The following is a 17,367-nucleotide window of genomic DNA, read 5'->3' on the forward strand; positions in this document are numbered from 1 at the left end:
TTCTCCGCTCGTACCTCGCTCCGATACTTCGCGAGGACCCCGCGTGTCCGCCATCGACGAACTCATCGCCCTGCTCGACCGCTCCCGGGTGCTGACCGACACCGACGTCGTCGGGTCCTACGTGCACGACGAGGCGGAGTGGGCGCCATACAGCGCGCCGCTGGCGGTGGTCCGCGCGACGAGCACCGACGACGTACAGCGAACCGTGCGATGGGCGCTGGAACACCGCGTGCCGCTGGTCCCGCGCGGAGCAGGCACCGGCCTGTCCGGCGGCGCGAACGCCGTCGCCGGCTGCGTGGTCGTCAGCCTGGAGAAGATGAACTCGGTGCTCGAGGTCAATCCGCTGGAGCGGATCGCGGTCGTGCAGCCCGGCGTCGTCAACGACGATCTGCGCAGCACCGTGGCGACGGACGGCCTGTGGTACCCACCGGACCCGGCCAGCTCGCCGTGGTCGACGATCGGCGGGAACGTCGCCACCAACGCCGGCGGCGTCTGCTGCGTGAAGTACGGCGTCACCCGCGACTACGTGATCGGCCTCGAGGTCGTCACCGGCACCGGTGAGATCGTCCGGCTCGGGCGGCGGACCGCCAAAGGCGTGGCCGGTCTCGACCTCGCGGCGCTCTTCGTGGGCTCCGAGGGCACGCTCGGGATCGTCACCGAGGTGACCGTCAAACTCCGGCCGCTGCCCGACCCGGGCCGCACCGTGCTCGGCTACTTCGACAGCATCGTCGACGCCGGTGTCGCCGTGCGGGACGTCGCGGCGCGCGGGCTGACGCCGGCGGCGCTGGAGATCGTCGACCGGATCTGCCTGGAAGCGGTCGACGAGATGACCAACATGGGTCTGGCATCCGAGGCGAACGTGGTGCTCATCGGCAAGGTGGACGAGCCCGGCGAGGCCGGTGCCGCGGCCGCCGCCGAGATGGTTGCCGCCTTCGAGACCGGGGGAGCGACCTTCGTCGCGGAGACCGCGGACGCCGAGGAGGCGGACGCCATGATGGCCGCGCGCCGGCTCGCCTACCCGGCGATGGAGCGCAAGGGCCCGCTGCTCACCGAGGACATCGTGGTCGCCAAGGAGCACGTGCCGGAGATGCTGCGTCGCATCGAGCAGATCTCGCAGGACGTCGGCATCACCATCGCCAGCGTCGCGCATGCCGGTGACGGCAACCTGCACCCGCTGATGGTCGCCGGCCGCGACGACGACGACGAGCGGGTCCGGGCGCAGCAGGCGTTCGACCGCATCATCGACGAGTGCCTGAAGCTCGGCGGCACCGTCACCGGCGAACACGGCGTCGGCCTGCTGAAGATGCCGGGCGCCGCGCGCGAACTGGGGCCGGAGGTCATGGCGATGCAGCGCGCGGTCAAGGCGGCGCTGGACCCGCACGGCATCTTCAACCCGGGCAAGGTTTTCTGAAAGACGCCCGACCGTTACCTGTGGAAAACCTGTTCCGAGGCGGTCTGCGCCGCTAGCGTCAGCGTCATGAATCAGCCCGTCCGGCCGATGGTCGAGCCGGTGCGTCCCGGCCGCAGGTGGTGGACCGCGTCGGCGGTGTTGCACGCGCTGTGCGCCGTGACGTTCGCGGCAGGTGTCTGGGGCGGCGTCCACTGGCTGCACCGGATCAATTCCGACGCCTACTACCAGGCCCACAAGGACGCCGACGCCGACATGATGATCATGCTGGAGTTCCTCGTCGTGCTGCTCATGGGTGCGTGCCTGCTGGCCGTCATCTACGCGTTCGTCGGGTTCGGTCTGTCGCTCAGCGGGCTCAGGAGCGGACCGGTGATGCTCATCTTCGGCAGCGCCGGTGCTGCGGTCGTCGGGGGAGCGACCTGCTCCGAGGTCTTTGTCGATGAGCTGGTCATCGGGGCGACCGGCATCGTGCTGCTGGGACTGGCGGCGGCCGGCATCGTCGCCGGCTGCATGGCGATGGGATATCCGCAGCGGCCGCCACGCCCGCGGCCCGAGGACATGGTGCGCCGGCGCTACCCGAGCGGCCCGCCGTACCCGCGCCCGCCGGGCCGTTGAGCAACCCCCGGCACACCGGCGATTCCGGGCGGCGGGAGCGGGCATCGTACCCTTGGGAGGTCATGACTGCCACGGTGAAGACCTACGAAGTGCGCACCCACGGGTGCCAGATGAACGTCCACGACTCCGAGCGGATCGCCGGATTGCTGGAAACGGCGGGGTATGTCGACCGCGCAGCGGTCGCGTTCGCCGACCGTCCGGAGCACCCCGACGTGGTGGTCTTCAACACCTGCGCGGTGCGGGAGAACGCCGCCGGCAAGCTCTACGGCCAGCTCGGGCAGTTGCGCCCGGCGAAGGACGCACATCCCGGTATGCAGATCGCCGTCGGCGGCTGTCTCGCGCAGAAGGACCAGGGCGACATCGTGCAGCGCGCGCCGTGGGTGGACGTGGTCTTCGGCACGCACAACGTCGGATCGCTGCCGGTGCTGCTGGAGCGCGCCCGGCACAACGCCGAGGCGCAGGTCGAGATCCGTGAGTCGCTGGAGGTCTTCCCCTCGACGCTGCCGACGCGACGCGACTCGGCATACAGCGGCTGGGTGTCGATCTCAGTCGGGTGCAACAACACCTGCACCTTCTGCATCGTCCCGTCGCTGCGCGGCAAGGAGAAGGACCGGCGCCCCGGCGACGTGCTCGCCGAGATCCGGGCGCTGGTGGAGCAGGGCGTCGTCGAGATCACCCTGCTCGGGCAGAACGTCAACACCTACGGCGTCGAGTTCGGCGACCGCCTCGCGTTCGGCAAGCTGCTGCGCGCCTGCGGCGAGATCGACGGTCTGGAGCGGGTCCGCTTCACCTCCCCGCACCCGGCAGCGTTCACCGACGACGTGATCGACGCGATGGCCGAGACGCCCAACGTCATGCCGTCGCTGCACATGCCGCTGCAGTCCGGCTCCGACCGGGTGCTGAAGGCGATGCGCCGCTCCTACCGGTCGGCCAAGTTCCTCGGCATCCTGGAGCGGGTGCGCGACAGGATGCCGGACGCCGCCATCACCACCGACATCATCGTCGGCTTCCCCGGCGAGACCGAGGAGGACTTCGCCGAGACGCTGCGGGTGACCCGGGCGGCGCGCTTCTCGTCGGCGTTCACCTTCCAGTACTCCATCCGCCCCGGCACCCCGGCCGCCGAGTTGCCCGACCAACTGCCCAAGGCCGTGGTCCAGGAACGCTTCGACCGGCTCATCGAGCTGCAGGAGGAGGTCTCCTGGGCGGGCAACCGGGAGCTCGAGGGGCGCACCGTCGAGGTGCTCGTGTCGCCGGGGGAGGGCCGCAAGGACGCCGAGACCCACCGGATGTCGGGCCGCGCCCGCGACAACCGACTGGTGCACTTCGCGGTGCCGGACGGCGTCGAGCGGCCACGCCCGGGTGATCTGGTCACGGTCGGTGTGACGTATGGCGCCCCGCATCACCTCGTCGCGGACGCGGCGGTCGAGGGCGGCGGGTGGCAGGTGCGTCCGACGCGTGGCGGTGACGCCTGGGCGGCGTTGCAGGAGCAGGCCGCCGACGGCGCGACCCGCAAACCGGCCGTCGCGCTGGGTATGCCGAGGATCGGCGCACCCGCGCCGGTCCAGGTCGCCGACGCGTGCGGGTGCAACTGACCTACCCGACCAGTTCGGCGGCCGACTCGACCGACCGCACCCGTGCCATCGGGGAGCGCAGCATCAGCGCGACCGAGACGAGCCCGAATACTGCAGCCACGACGAACGCGGCGCGGATGTCGACCACCGTCGCGATGAGCCCGCCGAGCAGCGCGCCGACCGGGCGCGAGCCGTAGTTGATCGTCGAGTAGGCGCCGGCGACCCGTCCGCGCATGGCGTCGTCGGTGACGGTGGCACGCACCGAGTTGTTGTTGATGTCGAACTGCATCACTGCCCACACGGCCACGAACGCCCCGCCCGCCAGACACACGAAACCCGTTGTCGGGCCGTGCGATACCGCGAGCGTGGCGTACGGGAGGACGCTGAGGCCCCCGCCGACGACCATGGCGCGCCCGGTGCCGACCAGCGCGGCGAACCGGCGGGCGGTGAGTGCGCCGGTCAGCCCGCCGATGGCACCGACGCTCAGTGCCAGACCGATGCTGCCCGGCGACAGTTGTAAGTTGCGGCTCGCGAAGAGGATCAGCACGCCCTGCGCGGTGAAGTCGCCGAGATTCATCGCGGTCGACGCCATCAGGCTGGCGCGCAGGTAGGGATGGTGCACCAGGTAGCGGACGCCCTCGCCGAGCCGCCGGCCGTAGGACCCGTCCGCCGTTGACGGCCCGGCGGCCGGCATCCGGGTGCGGACCCGGCTGATCGCGACGGCCGACACCAGGAACGTCGCCGCGTCGACGGTGATCGCGTCCGCGGCGCCGATCGCCTGGACCAGGACGCCGCCCACGGCCGGACCGATGAGCGCCGCCAGCGACAGGGTGCTCGACAGCACCGAATGTGCCTCGACATACTGCGTCTTCGGCACGAGGCGGACGAAGAAGCTCTGCCCGGAGCAACCGCCGAGCACGCTGCCGGACCCGAGGACGACGGCGCATCCGTAGAGCGTGGCGAGGGTCAGACCACCCAGTGCGTATGCCGTGGGTACGGCGACCGCGCCGAGACAGCGGCACAGGTCCGCGGCGATGAGCAGGCGTTGTTGGCGCCCGTGGTGGTCGACCCAGGTGCCGACGAACAGGGAGAAGAGGTACGGCAGCCAGAGCAGTGCCGTCAGCAGGCTGACCGGCGCCGCCGAGGCATCGAACACCAGAACCGCGACCAGTGGCAGCGCAAGGGCGGAGACCTGGTCGCCGAGCGCGGAGACCGTGTAACCGGTCCAGTAGGTGAGGAACCCCCGGTCGTGCCAGATGCGTGTGGTGTCAGTCTGATCCGTGCTGGTCATCGTCATCGTCAGCCGCCTCCGGCATGGTGTATCGAAGGATCCGCACCGGTCGCGCGTCCGCGGGACGCTCGGACGCGGGGCGCGTGGCCAGCGGGGCCAGCAGTGCCTCGATCGCGTCGTCCAGCGCAGCGATCTCCTCCGGTGTCGCGCGGATGCGGGTGTTGTAGCGACCGGAGACCGCGAGCCACTCCTGGGGCAGCCGCGCACGCGAGCTGCGCCACCGTTCGACGAGCCCGGCCTCGGATGCCTCGATCGCGTCACTGAGCGCGAGACCCGGGCCGGGGTCCGCAGGGTCGACCTGGAAGCGGAAGCCGGCACCGACGGCTCGCCACCATCGGGAGCGACCGCCACCGTGGTCGCCGGGGTCGTCCTCGACGAGGCCGTGCTCGGCCAGGTGCCGCAGGTGCCAGCTGGTCACCGACGGGCTCGCGCCGACGTGCGGAGCCAGCCGGCTCGCCGTCGACGGGCCGCCCGAGCGCAGCCTGGCGAGGATGGCCAGCCGGACCGGATGGGCCAGGGCTCGGGCGCCCCGTGCATCGAGTTCGACGTCGTCCAGGCGATTGGTCATCAGGGCTCCATTGAGAGTGTTCTATCGATAGAACACTCTCAATAGTCGGGTGGCGCTGTCAACCGGGATTTCGGCCCGGTGCGGTCACCGGCTGGTCGCGAGCTCTCGGACCCGTCTGGCCGGTTCGGAGAGACCGGCTCCACGCGCCCAGATGAGTCCGACATCACGCGCGGCGTCGACTCCGGTGACCCGGAGCGTGGTGACCCCCGAGGGCAGCCGCCGGTCGGGGGAGTCGGGCAGCAGCGCGACGCCGATGCCGGCGGCGACCAGACCGGCGACGGTGTCCAGCTCCTGGCACTCGACAGTGATGTGTGGTTCGAAGTCGACGGCCTCGCAGGCCTCGTCCAGCAGCCGTCGCATCCCGAACCGCTTTGCCATGGAGACGAATTCGGCATCTCGAAGTTCGCTGAAGGCGACCGAGCGCCGCCGGGCCAACGGGTTCGTGGTGGGGACCGCGAGGTGGACCTGCTGGCGCAGCAGCCGGTGCCAACTCACCGGGACGTCGCGCGGACGCGGTGACACGATCCCGAGGTCGACCTCGCCGGAGACCACCTTGGCGGTGATGACCTCGGCGGCGTCCTGCACCAGGTCGAAACTCAGCCCCGGATCCACCGAGCGCGTCCGCTGGATGAGCTCCGGCACCAGCCAGGTGCCGAACGAGTGCAGGAAACCGAGATGGACCACGCGCGGTCCGCTCGCCGCGAGCTCGTGCACCGCCTGCTCGGCGGCGGCCAGCTCGGTGTGGGCGCGACGGAGGTGTTCGGCATACACCCGGCCCGCGGCGTTCAACCGCAGCCGCTTGCCGGATCGATCGAAAAGTGTCGTGCCCAAGTGCTTTTCGAGCCGCGCGAGGCGGCGGGAGAGCGTCGGCTGGGGGATGTGCAGGCGTTCGGCGGCCGCGGTGACGTTCTCCTCCTCGGCGAGCACCACGAACCACCAGACCAGGTCGCGCATGCCTCTATTATGCATCTAGATCATAAGCAGACGTGGAAACATACATTTCCGAATTGAAGCGGGATGCGTGATCCTGGATCGGTGACCGCACGGACGATCCTCCAGCCACCGGTGGACCTCGGCTATCGCCGCGGCGATGCCGGCTACCGCAGGATCACGGCAGCGCTCTTCGCCGCGGGTATGACGACCTTCGTCGCGATGTACTGCGCGCAGGCGGTGCTCCCCGCGATCTCGGCCGACTTCGCCGTGTCGCCGGCCGGTTCCGCGTTGACCGTGAGCGCGACCACCGGACTGCTCGCGCTCGCGATCATTCCGGCGAGTGCCTTGTCCGAACGCTTCGGCCGCACCACCGTCATGACCGTCTCGGCGGTCGCGTCGGCCCTCATCGGTCTCGTGTTGCCGTTGTCGCCGTCGATGGCCGTACTGGTCCTGCTGCGCGCGTTGCAAGGGGTTGCCCTGGCCGGGGTGCCGGCCACCGCCATGGCCTACCTCGCGGAGGAGGTCGACCGGCGGCACCTCGGCGCGGCGATGGGGCGCTACATCGCGGGCACCACGATCGGCGGTCTCGCCGGCCGGCTGGTCGCGTCCTTCACCCTCGACCTCGGCACCTGGCGCTGGGCGTTGGAGGCCGCCGCGCTGGTGGCGCTCGCCTTCACCGTGGTCTTCGTCCGGCTGGCCCCGCCCTCGCGCTACTTCAGCCCGCAGCCGGTCGGTCTGCACGCCACCTCACGGGCGATCGCCCAGCACCTGCGCTCTCCCGCGCTGCTCGGCCTCTTCGCGACCGCGCTGCTGCTCATGGGCAGCTTCGTCTCCCTCTACAACATGCTCGGATTCCGTCTGTCCGCAGCACCGTTCAACCTGCCCGACGCGGTGGTGGGCGCCATCTTCCTGATGTACCTCTCCGGCACGGTCACCGCTGCGGTGGCCGGACGGATCGCGGAGCGATTCGGTCGGTCGCGGGTCCTGCTCGCCTCGGAAGTGGTCATGCTGCTGGGGCTGGTGCTGACGCTGCCGTCGGACCTCCCGGTCGTCCTGGTGGGGGTGTTGCTGTTCACCGCGGGCTTCTTCGCGGCGCACGCGATCGCCAGCGGCTGGGTCGGGTTACTGGCCCGCGAGCACCGCGCCGAGGCGAGTTCGCTCTACCTCTTCGCCTACTACCTGGGCAGCTCGGTGCTGGGCGCCTGCGCCGGCCTGGCGTTCAGCGGTGGCGGCTGGGGCACCGAGGTTGCGTACATCGGGGCCTTTCTGGTTGTCGCACTGGTCGTCGCCGTGCTGGTCGCGCGGGCGGCCCGGCGCACCGTGCGTTAACCTGGACGCATGCGTTCCGTCAGCACCGCGTGGTGGCCGCCCTCTCCGGCGGCCCACTGACGAAACCCGTTTTCCTGCACAGAGCCGCCCGGTCGGGCGGCTCTTCTCGTATGGCGCTCCGGCCGGGCATCCACCCGAAGGAGCACTACTCATGACAACACTCGAGACCATCGACACGCACGCCGATGCGTCGTATGCCGCCAGCGTCGCGCGCAGCGACACCATCCACCGGCTGATCGACGACCCGCACGCGCCGGGCCGGGAGAAGCTGCGGGTCCTCACCGGTGATCGGCCGACCGGCCCGCTGCACATCGGGCACCTCTTCGCGACCTTGAAGTCGCGGGTCGCCATACAGGACAAGGGGATCGACACGTTCATCCTCGTCGCGGACTACCAGGTCATCACCGACCGTGACCGGCCGGGAGATCTGCGGGCCGCGACCCTGGGGCAGATCGCCGACTATCTGGCGGCCGGGATCGACCCCGGCCGGTCGACGATCTTCGCGCACTCGGCCGTGCCGGCGATCGGGCAACTGATGCTGCCCTTCCTGTCCCTGGTGACCGACGGCGAGCTGCGTCGCAACCCGACGGTCAAGGACGAGCTGGACGCCACCGACGGGCGGCCGCTGTCCGGCCTGCTGCTCACCTACCCGGTGCACCAGGCGGCGGATATCCTGTCGGTCCACGGCACCGTGGTGCCGGTCGGGCGTGACCAGTTGCCGCACGTGGAGCAGACCCGGGCGATCGCGCGCCGCTTCAACCAGCGGTATGCCGGTGGCGAGGAGTACTTCCGGACGCCCGACGCGCTGCTCACCCAGGTCCCGGTGCTGCCCGGGCTCGACGGTCGCAAGATGTCGACCAGCCGCGGCAACGGCATCGCGCTGGGTATGACGGCCGACGAGACGGCGACCCGGATCCGCAAGGCCCGCACCGACTCCGAACGCGTCATCAGCTACGACCCGGACCACCGGCCGGAGGTGTCGAGCATGCTGCGCACCACCGGCCTGTTCACCGGTGAGACGCCCGAGACCATCGTGGACCGCATCGGCGACGGCGGAGCGGCGCGGCTCAAGGACGCGCTCACCACCGCGGTCAACGACGGGCTGGCCGTGCACCGGAAGCGACGCGCCGAGTTGGTCGCCGACCCGGCATACCTGGAAGATGTGCTGCACCAGGGGAATTCGCGCGCGGCGGAACTCGCCGACCGCACCCTCACCGACGTACAGCAGCGCCTCGGGATGTCCTACTGACGAGAGGCCCACCAATGGCCGACAGGCTCAGTAGATCGGGTCCGAATCGCGAGAAATCGCCCGATCTACTGAGCCTGTCGGTGGGTTTGTGAGCCTGTCGGTCAGGGGGTCAGTCGCCCTTGACGTTGACGATCTGCCGCAGGGTATGCCGCACCTCGACCAGGTCGGCAGCGTCCTGCATGACCACGTCGATGTCCTTGTACGCCTGCGGGATCTCGTCCAGGAACGCGTCGGTGTCCCGGTACTCGATGCCCGTCATTGCCGCCCGCAGCTGGTCGACGGTGAACGTCTTCCGGGCGGCCGACCGCGAGTACGCCCGGCCGGCACCGTGCGGCGAGGAGTTGAGAGCGAGCGGGTTGCCCTTGCCCACCACCACGTATGACGCGGTGCCCATCGAGCCCGGGATGAGCCCGGGCCGACCGGCCTCGGCGTTGATCGCGCCCTTCCGGGACAGCCAGACGTCCTTGCCGAAGTGCCGCTCCCGCTCGGTGTAGTTGTGGTGGCAGTTGATCCGCTCCTGCTCCACCACCGGCTCACCGATCCAGTGCGACACGTCGTGCACGACCCGGTCCATCATCTCCTCCCGGTTGAGCAGCGCGAAGTGCTGGGCCCACCGCAGCTCCCGCAGGTAGGCGTCGAACTCCGGTGTGCCCTCCACCAGGTAGGCAAGGTCCCTGTGCGGCAGTGGAATCCACCACTGCTCGCACCGCTCCCGAGCCACCTTGATGTGCCGCTGGGCGATCCGGTTGCCGACACCCCGCGACCCGGAGTGCAGGAAGAGCCAGACCCGGTCCTGCTCGTCCAGGCTGATCTCGATGAAGTGGTTGCCCGAGCCGAGCGAACCGAGCTGCACGTCCCACTTCCCGGTGTATGACGCCGGGTCGAAACCGGCCCGCTCCGCCATCGAGGCCAGCTCGGCCAGCCGGAGCTGCGTGTGCTCCCGGGTGATCCGCTGGTTGTGACCGCCGGCCGACAGCGGGACCGACCGCTCGATGCTCCGCCGCACCACGGACCGGTCCTGCGGCAGGTCGCCGGCCGTGAACTGGGTCCGCACGGCGATCATGCCGCAGCCGATGTCCACTCCGACAGCTGCCGGGATGATCGCCCGGAGCGTCGGAATGACCGAACCGACGGTGGCGCCGAGGCCGAGGTGGGCGTCCGGCATCAGCGCGACGTGCGGGTGGATGAACGGCATCCTCGCCGTCGTCTCGGCCTGCTGCCGAGTGTTGTCCTCGAGCAGCGAGGCCCAGTTGAAGAGCCGGTTGTTGATCTTCTCCATGATGAAATCCTTTGCTGAGCATACAAATGCGGCGTCGGTCAGGGACCGACGCCGCATCGTGAAGTCTGTGGTCGGTCAGGCGGTGTTCTCCTGCAGGCGTTGTTCGCCCAGGACACGCTCGGGTCGCTTCGTGCACTCGCGGTCCGGACAACTGGGCAGCGCGAAGCGCGCGCCGCGCGCAGGGGCGGCGGCACGCGTATGGGTCGGTGCGAGGTACGAGGTCACGTCCCAAGAGTGTGCGCAAAATGCAGCTGTGGCAACTGAATTCCCGACAGTGATCGCCGGGGTCACGCCGATGCGGCGACCGCGGTCAACCGGCCGTATGCCGCCACGCAGGCGTCACATGCACAGCACTCGCTGGCATGCATCGAGCGGGGGTTGCGGACGGTACCGGGTTCGACAACGGGTTCCGGGCGCCACCCGGGGAACGAGAAGGTCTGCAGCAGAACAGGTTCCGGATGCGGATCGCAGGTCTGCGCACGGCAGCACCGGCACGAGGTGTAGCCCGCGCAGCGTGGGGAATGCCATTCCTGATGGTGTCCGCAGGAACGGCACAGATGCACCAGCACGCTCATCGGCGGCCTGCCCGCCCGGGTAACGCGTTCGTCATACCGCCGAGCCTGGACCCTCAACCAGGCTGAAGGTCAACGCGTCGGCGACATCGCAGGTGCGATCACCGCACGGGCCGAGGCGGTCGGTCAGGCGCGCAGTGGGACGGTCAGTCCTCGTCGGGTTCGAAGTCCTCGATCGGCCGGTTCCAGTCGTCCCGGTCCGGCAGGAGGGGCATGCCCTCCTCGGTCGCCACTTCTTCTTCCTCGAGGTCGTAGTCGTCGGATTCGGTACTCATACCTCCACTGTCGCGCACTCATCCGTCGGATGGAACCGGGGCCGGCAGTTTCAGCCAACCGGACCGCACCTGCATCCGCCCGCCGGACGCCCAGTGCGCCAGCAGGGCGCGCTCCAGGCTGGTGGTCGCCGTGAGTTCGGCCGGGTCCGCATCCGGCCGGCGGAAGACGAAATTGCGCACCGACTCGTCGCCGTCGGTGGGTTCGCCGATCGGCTCCCACCGGGCGCAGAACCGCGCGATGTTGGTGTCCGGCGCCAGCTGCAGGAGTTGTTCGTCGAGCAGCCAGCTGCTGCAGACCGCCGTGGTGAGCGGCCCGAAGTCCGGGAAGTGCCGGTCGAAGAACGGGCGGAGTCGGGCCAGCGACGCGTCCACGGCGGACGGAGCGAGCGGACCGCTGTCCGGGATGTGTATGCCGGCCACCACTGATCCCGGAACGACGGGGACGCCGGCGGCGCGGACCTGCTCGGGCGAGAAGTCCAGCGTTTGCAGGTTCGCCTGCAGGCGACCGAAGTCGTAGATCATGCCGCGCAGGTGCAGCGTGAACCAGTTCTGCACGTGCAGCCCGGTGTGCCCGAAGGTGCGCTCGAACACCCGCAGGTGGCGACCCAGGTCGGCCAGCACGGCACGGGAGGCGGAGTCCGGGACGGCGCGCGAGCGGTGGAACGCGAGCACGTCCGGCAGGGTCGCCGCGAACGCGACCGGGTAGAAGAAGCGTGCTTCGACCGGCTCGCGGGGATCCTGCGGGTCGAAGACCGCCGGGAGGAACGCCTGCTGCATGGTGAGGATGCGCCCCATGCCCGCTCGCAGCTGCGCCACCACGTCGCGCACCCGAGCCAGCGCGGCGGGGTCCTGCCGGATGAGCCGGGCGGCGGTGCGGAAGTCCGCACGGTCCGGGTCCTGCACGGCGAAGTAGTCGAGGGCCCGGTGCAGCGCGGGCCCGGTCAGCCGCGCGCGCAGGAGGTCGGTCGTGGGCTCGGACGTCACCGGGCCATCGTAGGAGCGCCGGCGGCTTTGCCACACTGGCCGGTATGACGACTCCGCTCCCGATCGTCGCCGTCGTGGGACCGACGGCGACCGGCAAGTCCGACCTGGGTGTCGCGCTGGCGCACGCCGTGGGTGGGGAGGTCGTGAATGCGGACGCGTCGCAGCTCTACCGGGGGATGGACATCGGCACCGCGAAGCTGACGGTCGCCGAGCGGGAAGGTGTCCCGCACCACCTGCTGGACGTCCTCGACGTGCGCGACGAGGCGAGCGTCGCGGCATACCAACGGGATGCGCGGGCAGCGATCGCAGCGATCCGCGAACGCGGCAACGTCCCGATCTTCGTCGGCGGCAGCGGGCTCTACCTGCGCGCGGCGCTGGACGACCTGCGGATCCCGCCGACCGATGCAGCGGTTCGCGCGCGCTGGGAGGAGCGGCTGGATCAGCTCGGACCGGATGCGCTGCACCGGGAACTCACCGCAATGGACCCGAAGGCGGCCGCGCAGATCCCTTCCGCCAACGGCCGGCGGGTGGTGCGCGCGCTCGAGGTGATCGAGCTGACCGGGCAGCCGTTCAGCGCGACCATGCCGACGCGCGAGTTCGTTGCCCCGACGGTGCTGCTCGGGCTGCGGATCGACCGGCCGACGCTGCGCGCCCGGATCGCCACCCGCATCGACCGGATGTGGCGGGCCGGGCTGCTCGACGAGGTGCGTGAACTCGACCGGCACGGGCTGCGCGAAGGACGCACCGCCAGCCGGGCGATCGGCTACGCGCAGGCCTTGCAGCAGCTCGACGGTGTCCTGACCGAGCAACAGGCGAAGGACGAAACAGCAGCTTTGACAAGGAAGTTCGCAAAGCGTCAGCGGTCGTGGTTCCGTCCCGACACCCGCATCCACTGGGTGGAGTACGACGCGCCGGACCTGTTCGAGCAGTCGCTGGCGGTCGTGCGCGCAACGGACGTCTCGTCCAGGCCCTGACACGAGATGACGCGGAGGCCGCCGATGGTCTTGGATGGTCGGGTGAGAACCATCGGATTCGCCAAGGGACACGGCACGAAGAACGACTTCGTGCTGGTGCCGGCGCTGGACGGCACCCCCGAGTTGGGGCCGGACGAGGTCGTCTTCCTCGCCGACCGCCGCGGTGGTGTCGGTGGTGACGGCGTGATCCGTGTCGTGCCGGTGGAGCACGCGCCGGAAGAGGTCCGCGCCGGTGCGGGCGACGCGCAGTGGTTCATGGACTACCGCAACCAGGACGGCTCGGTCGGCGAGATGTGCGGCAACGGCACCCGGGTGTTCGCCAAGTACCTCCTCGAGCACGAGCTCGCCGGCGGCGACGCGTTCGACATCGCGACCCGTGACGGTGTCAAGCGGATGACGGTGGTGGAGAACGGCTTCCAGGTCGACCTCGGGGTATGGCGCCTCGCCCGCGAGCAGGAGGCGGCCGGCCGCGGCTCCGACAGCGTGGTGCAGGCGGTCGGCATGCCGGACCCGCTTCCCGCACTGAGCATCGACATGGGCAACCCGCACAACGTGGTGGCGCTGCCACCCGAGTTCGACCTGAGCACCCTGGACCTCACCCACCCGCCGCGGGTCGACCCGGTGCCCGAGCACGGCAGCAACGTCGAGTTCGTCCGCGCCGTCGGCCCCGGCCACATCGCGATGCGGGTCCACGAGCGCGGCGTGGGGGAGACCCAGAGCTGTGGCACCGGCGCCGCCGCGGCGGTCGTCGCGACCTGGTGGTGGGCCGGCCGGCCGGCCGGCCAGCTCGACTGGCGGGTCGACGTGCCGGGTGGGCGACTCGGCGTGCGGCTGGACGGTGAGCACGTCCTGTTGTCCGGCCCCGCGGAGATCGTGGCCACCGGGACCGTCGACCTCCCCGAATAATCGCGCGCACGGGCGGCCGGTCACGACATACGGTCCCTGCATGGGCACACCGCAGGGATTCGACTATCAGCGCCGGGGCACGGAGGTGCTCATCACCCACCACGGCCGGCCGGCGACGACGCTGCGCGGCCGCCGCGCCGCCGACTTCCTGGAGGACGTCGAGTCGGGCGACGCGCAGGAGTTGATGGCCCGGTTGACCGGCAACTACAAGCACGGCAACGAGCGGTCCGGCCGGCGCCGACGGTGACCGGTCACCCTCCGGCGGCCGACACCCGCAGCACCCGGAAACCCTTCACACTGGTGAAACGCTCTGTGGGGAAGCCCTGGTCGATCAGCCACCGCTGCAGCGAGTCCGACCCGAGGTTGCGCTGGACCACCAGGTAGGCGACACCGTCCGGGGTCAGCCGCGGCAACCACTCGCGCAACAGGTCGTGCAGCACCTGCTTGCCCACCCGGATCGGTGGGTTGGACCAGATCAGGTCGAACCGCACGTCGTCCGGCAACTGGTCCGCGACGACCGCGTGGAGGTTGGTCAGGCCGAGCGACTCGGCATTGGCGCGGGTCAGATCGAGGGCGCGTTCGTTGACGTCGACCGCCCACACCTGCGCGTCCGGGGAGCGCAGCCCGAGCGTCAGCGCGATCGGGCCCCAGCCGCAGCCGAGGTCCAGGAACGTTCCGGCCGCCGGGGGCTGCGGCGCGTGCTGCAGCAGCACGCCGGTGCCCTGGTCGATCCGTTCGGCGGAGAAGACCCCTCGCGCGACCTGCACCGCACGGGTCCGGCCGGCCAGCGGCACGTTGATCGTGCGGCGCTCGTCGGCGCTCGCGGGCGTCGCGGAGAAGTAGTGGTCGCTCACCGTCCGGGAGGCTACCCCAGCGCCATACGGCAGGATGGCGGGCATGGGGATCTTCGGGTGGGGGAAGAAGCAGGACGAACCGGACGCCGGCGGGCCGCGGGACGCGGATCTGCCGACGCTCAGCGCCGACCAGGCGCGTGAGCTGGGCCGGATGGTGCGAAACCAACTGGCCGATCGCGGCACTGAGGCGCTGGTCGACCGCGGCACGCTACGGCTCGCGGACGGCCGGCAACTCGGCCTGCACAACCTGGCGGTGCAGGCCTCCGGACTGCCGTATGCCGAGTGGCCGGCCCTGGTCGGCCGGCACCTCGACCTGCTGATGGGTCACTGGCAGCGCGAACGGGAGGGGAACGACCAGGCGGACCCCGAGCGGGTGCTGGCCAAGCTGCGGATCGTCGCCGACCTGCCGGAGGAGGCGCGGCGCGAGGACGCCCCGCAACCGTTACCCGGCGTGGTGGCGCTGCTGGCCGAGGACCGGCCGGAGATCGTCGTGGAGTTCTTCGATCCGGGCCGGGTCGACGTGCCGGACCCGTGGGCGCTGGCCCGGCGCAACCTGCGGGCGCTGCCGCTGCCGGAACACCGCATCGTGGGTGACGAGCCGGGCGGGGACGTCCACGTGTTCCTCAGCGAGGACTTCTTCGGCGCGAGCCGGCTGCTGGTGCTGCCCGACCTGCTCGCCCGGGTCGGTGCCCACCTCCCGCAGGCGGGGGCGCTGGTAGCCGTACCCAACCGTCATCTGCTGCTGGTCCATCTGCTGGTCGGCGCCCCCGTGGTGCAGGCGCTCAACTGGATGGTCGGCGTCGCCGCGCAGGAGTACCCGGAGTCGCCCGGTCCGGTGTCGCCGCACGTCTACCACCTGACGCCGCAGTTGCACGCCCAGCAGGTCACCGCGCAGGGTCCGGACGGCGGCACGGTGGTCGAGGTGCGGGACCAGTTCGAGGCCGCGTTCCGGCTGCTGGGCCTGCTGGGCGACGGGCCGGCGGATTAATGCGTTCGCTCCGTGTGTTGAACCTTGAGACGATAAGGGGAACATGACAGAACGCAACACCGACGGAGGCGCAATGACCGCCCGTTCACACGTGCTCGACGGTCGCGCCGCAGCCCTGGCGGATGGCACCGACCACGACCCGAGGTATGACGCCGACGGCTTCCTCATCGAGGAGTCGTATGACGGCGAGCAGTTCGACCGCGAGGACCGCGCCGCACTGCGCCGCGTCGCGGGGCTGTCCACCGAGCTGGAGGACGTCACCGAGGTCGAATACCGCCAGCTGCGCCTGGAACGTGTCGTGCTGGCCGGTGTCTGGGGCGAGGGCACCGCGCAGGAGGCGGAGAACTCCCTGCGCGAGCTGTCCGCGCTCGCCGAGACCGCCGGCTCCACCGTGCTCGCCGGCGTGCTGCAGCGCCGCCTCAAGCCGGACCCGGGCACCTGGATGGGTTCCGGCAAGGCCGCCCAGCTGCGCGACATCGTCATCGAGGAGGGCGCCGACACCGTCATCGCCGACACGGAGCTGACACCCAGCCAGCGCCGCGGCCTGGAGGACGTCGTCAAGGTCAAGGTGATCGACCGGACCGCGTTGATCCTGGACATCTTCGCCCAGCACGCCAAGTCCAAGGAGGGCAAGGCGCAGGTCGAGCTGGCCCAGCTGCAGTACCTGCTGCCGCGGCTGCGTGGTTGGGGTGAGTCGATGTCCCGGCAGGCCGGTGGCCAGGCCGCCGGTGGCCAGGGCATGGGCTCGCGTGGTCCCGGTGAGACCAAGATCGAACTGGACCGGCGCCGCATCAACTCCCGCATCGCCAAACTGCGGCGTGAGCTGACGGGTATGAAGACGATGCGTGACACCAAACGCGGCTCGCGTCGCGCCGGTCACGTGCCGTCGGTCGCCATCGCCGGTTACACAAACGCCGGCAAGTCCTCGATCCTCAACCGGCTCACCGGTGCCGGGGTGCTGGTCCAGAACCAGCTGTTCGCCACCCTCGACCCGACGGTCCGGCGGGCCGAGACGATCGACGGCCGCGGTTACACGCTGGTCGACACGGTCGGCTTCGTCCGGGAGCTGCCGCACCAGCTGGTGGAGGCGTTCCGCTCCACCCTGGAGGAGGTCGCCGACGCCGACCTGGTGCTGCACGTCGTCGACGGATCGCACCCCGACCCCGAGTCGCAGATCACCGCCGTCCGGACGGTGCTGGCCGACGTCGGCGCGCACGACGTCCTGGAGGTCGTGGTCGTCAACAAGGCGGACCTTGCCGACCCGGAGGTGGTCGACCGCATCCTGCGTGCCGAGAAGCACTCGATCGCGGTGTCCGCGCGCACGGGTGAAGGGTTCGACGCACTCGCCGAGCTGGTCGCCGAGGAGCTGCCGCGCCCGGAGATCCGGATGGAGCTGTTGCTGCCCTACCAGCGTGGCGACCTGCTCTCGCGCATCCACGATCACGGCGAGGTGCTCTCCAGCGAGCACACCGCCGACGGCACCCATGTGCACGCCAAGGTCACCCCGACGCTGCAGGCCGAGCTGGCCGACTTCGCCGTATAGGTCGCCCCACGAAGTCAGGTTGACCTGG

18 protein-coding genes are annotated in these 17,367 nt (G+C 70.4%); 10 read left to right on the plus strand and 8 right to left on the minus strand.

Annotated elements, in window-relative coordinates:
- Nucleotides 1–43 precede the first annotated feature (43 nt).
- The 3 genes from FHU39_RS02500 to miaB all read left to right on the plus strand — a co-directional run bounded on the left by FHU39_RS02500 (nt 44) and on the right by miaB (nt 3,615).
- Nucleotides 44–1,411, plus strand: coding sequence for an FAD-binding oxidoreductase (locus FHU39_RS02500; RefSeq protein WP_343065705.1), 1,368 nt, complete (start codon nt 44–46; stop codon nt 1,409–1,411).
- 66 nt (nt 1,412–1,477) lie between these two features.
- Complete coding sequence (locus FHU39_RS02505; RefSeq protein WP_183318665.1) at nt 1,478–2,023, plus strand: hypothetical protein; 546 nt, start codon at nt 1,478–1,480, stop codon at nt 2,021–2,023.
- Between the two features lie 62 nt (nt 2,024–2,085).
- Complete coding sequence (miaB, locus tag FHU39_RS02510; protein WP_183318667.1) at nt 2,086–3,615, plus strand: tRNA (N6-isopentenyl adenosine(37)-C2)-methylthiotransferase MiaB; 1,530 nt, start codon at nt 2,086–2,088, stop codon at nt 3,613–3,615.
- A 1-nt stretch (nt 3,616) separates the two neighbouring features.
- Here miaB and FHU39_RS02515 read toward each other — a convergent pair whose 3' ends face one another.
- The 3 genes from FHU39_RS02515 to FHU39_RS02525 form a co-directional block, all read right to left on the minus strand.
- The gene (locus tag FHU39_RS02515) at nt 3,617–4,891 is read right to left on the minus strand and encodes an MFS transporter (RefSeq protein ID WP_183318669.1); all 1,275 of its coding nucleotides are present in this window, start codon (nt 4,889–4,891) and stop codon (nt 3,617–3,619) included.
- Nucleotides 4,863–5,453, minus strand: coding sequence for an ArsR/SmtB family transcription factor (locus FHU39_RS02520; RefSeq protein ID WP_183318671.1), 591 nt, complete (start codon nt 5,451–5,453; stop codon nt 4,863–4,865). Before FHU39_RS02520 ends, FHU39_RS02515 begins: the two co-directional genes overlap by 29 nt.
- A gap of 84 nt (nt 5,454–5,537) precedes the next feature.
- On the minus strand, nt 5,538–6,407 hold the full coding sequence (locus FHU39_RS02525) for a LysR family transcriptional regulator (RefSeq protein ID WP_183318673.1): 870 nt from the start codon (nt 6,405–6,407) through the stop codon (nt 5,538–5,540).
- Between the two features lie 81 nt (nt 6,408–6,488).
- Here FHU39_RS02525 and FHU39_RS02530 point away from each other — a divergent pair, with 81 nt between their 5' ends.
- Both FHU39_RS02530 and trpS read left to right on the plus strand, forming a co-directional pair.
- Nucleotides 6,489–7,715, plus strand: coding sequence for an MFS transporter (locus FHU39_RS02530; protein ID WP_343065706.1), 1,227 nt, complete (start codon nt 6,489–6,491; stop codon nt 7,713–7,715).
- Nucleotides 7,716–7,866: 151 nt separating this feature from the next.
- Entirely contained in the window at nt 7,867–8,964 is a 1,098-nt protein-coding gene (gene trpS, locus FHU39_RS02535; RefSeq protein ID WP_183318677.1) for a tryptophan--tRNA ligase, read from the plus strand.
- 109 nt (nt 8,965–9,073) lie between these two features.
- Here trpS and FHU39_RS02540 read toward each other — a convergent pair whose 3' ends face one another.
- The 4 genes from FHU39_RS02540 to FHU39_RS02550 all read right to left on the minus strand — a co-directional run bounded on the left by FHU39_RS02540 (nt 9,074) and on the right by FHU39_RS02550 (nt 12,074).
- Nucleotides 9,074–10,243 carry an RtcB family protein gene (locus tag FHU39_RS02540; protein WP_183318679.1) on the minus strand — a complete coding sequence of 390 codons (1,170 nt, stop codon included), beginning with the start codon at nt 10,241–10,243 and terminating at the stop codon, nt 9,074–9,076.
- Between the two features lie 75 nt (nt 10,244–10,318).
- Nucleotides 10,319–10,468 (minus strand): hypothetical protein, encoded by a 150-nt coding sequence (locus tag FHU39_RS02545; protein WP_183318681.1) that lies wholly within the window; start codon nt 10,466–10,468, stop codon nt 10,319–10,321.
- Nucleotides 10,469–10,961: 493 nt separating this feature from the next.
- The gene (locus FHU39_RS24590; protein WP_281379555.1) at nt 10,962–11,090 is read right to left on the minus strand and encodes a hypothetical protein; all 129 of its coding nucleotides are present in this window, start codon (nt 11,088–11,090) and stop codon (nt 10,962–10,964) included.
- Nucleotides 11,091–11,108: 18 nt separating this feature from the next.
- Complete coding sequence (locus FHU39_RS02550) at nt 11,109–12,074, minus strand: acyltransferase domain-containing protein (RefSeq protein ID WP_183318683.1); 966 nt, start codon at nt 12,072–12,074, stop codon at nt 11,109–11,111.
- 44 nt (nt 12,075–12,118) lie between these two features.
- Between FHU39_RS02550 and miaA the strand changes: the two genes are divergently transcribed.
- From miaA to FHU39_RS02565, 3 genes are read left to right on the plus strand one after another with little or no spacing between them, the layout of a single operon-like run.
- A complete protein-coding gene (gene miaA, locus FHU39_RS02555; RefSeq protein WP_183318685.1) occupies nt 12,119–13,048 on the plus strand; it encodes a tRNA (adenosine(37)-N6)-dimethylallyltransferase MiaA in 930 nt (309 codons plus the stop codon).
- 42 nt (nt 13,049–13,090) lie between these two features.
- Nucleotides 13,091–13,954: a diaminopimelate epimerase gene (gene dapF / locus FHU39_RS02560; RefSeq protein ID WP_343065707.1), complete on the plus strand. Its 864-nt coding sequence runs from the start codon at nt 13,091–13,093 to the stop codon at nt 13,952–13,954.
- 40 nt (nt 13,955–13,994) lie between these two features.
- The gene (locus FHU39_RS02565) at nt 13,995–14,201 is read left to right on the plus strand and encodes a hypothetical protein (RefSeq protein WP_183318689.1); all 207 of its coding nucleotides are present in this window, start codon (nt 13,995–13,997) and stop codon (nt 14,199–14,201) included.
- A 4-nt stretch (nt 14,202–14,205) separates the two neighbouring features.
- On the opposite strand, the gene FHU39_RS02570 is transcribed toward FHU39_RS02565, so the two are convergent.
- A complete protein-coding gene (locus FHU39_RS02570; protein WP_183318691.1) occupies nt 14,206–14,853 on the minus strand; it encodes a class I SAM-dependent methyltransferase in 648 nt (215 codons plus the stop codon).
- Between FHU39_RS02570 and FHU39_RS02575 the strand changes: the two genes are divergently transcribed.
- Complete coding sequence (locus tag FHU39_RS02575; RefSeq protein ID WP_183318693.1) at nt 14,852–15,796, plus strand: DUF1444 domain-containing protein; 945 nt, start codon at nt 14,852–14,854, stop codon at nt 15,794–15,796. The genes FHU39_RS02570 and FHU39_RS02575 overlap by 2 nt on opposite strands.
- A 73-nt stretch (nt 15,797–15,869) precedes the next feature.
- Nucleotides 15,870–17,339: a GTPase HflX gene (gene hflX, locus FHU39_RS02580; protein ID WP_183318695.1), complete on the plus strand. Its 1,470-nt coding sequence runs from the start codon at nt 15,870–15,872 to the stop codon at nt 17,337–17,339.
- The last annotated feature ends 28 nt before the right edge of the window (nt 17,340–17,367 follow it).

It is taken from the genome of Flexivirga oryzae (assembly GCF_014190805.1).
Taxonomy (GTDB): Bacteria; Actinomycetota; Actinomycetes; order Actinomycetales; family Dermatophilaceae; genus Flexivirga; species Flexivirga oryzae.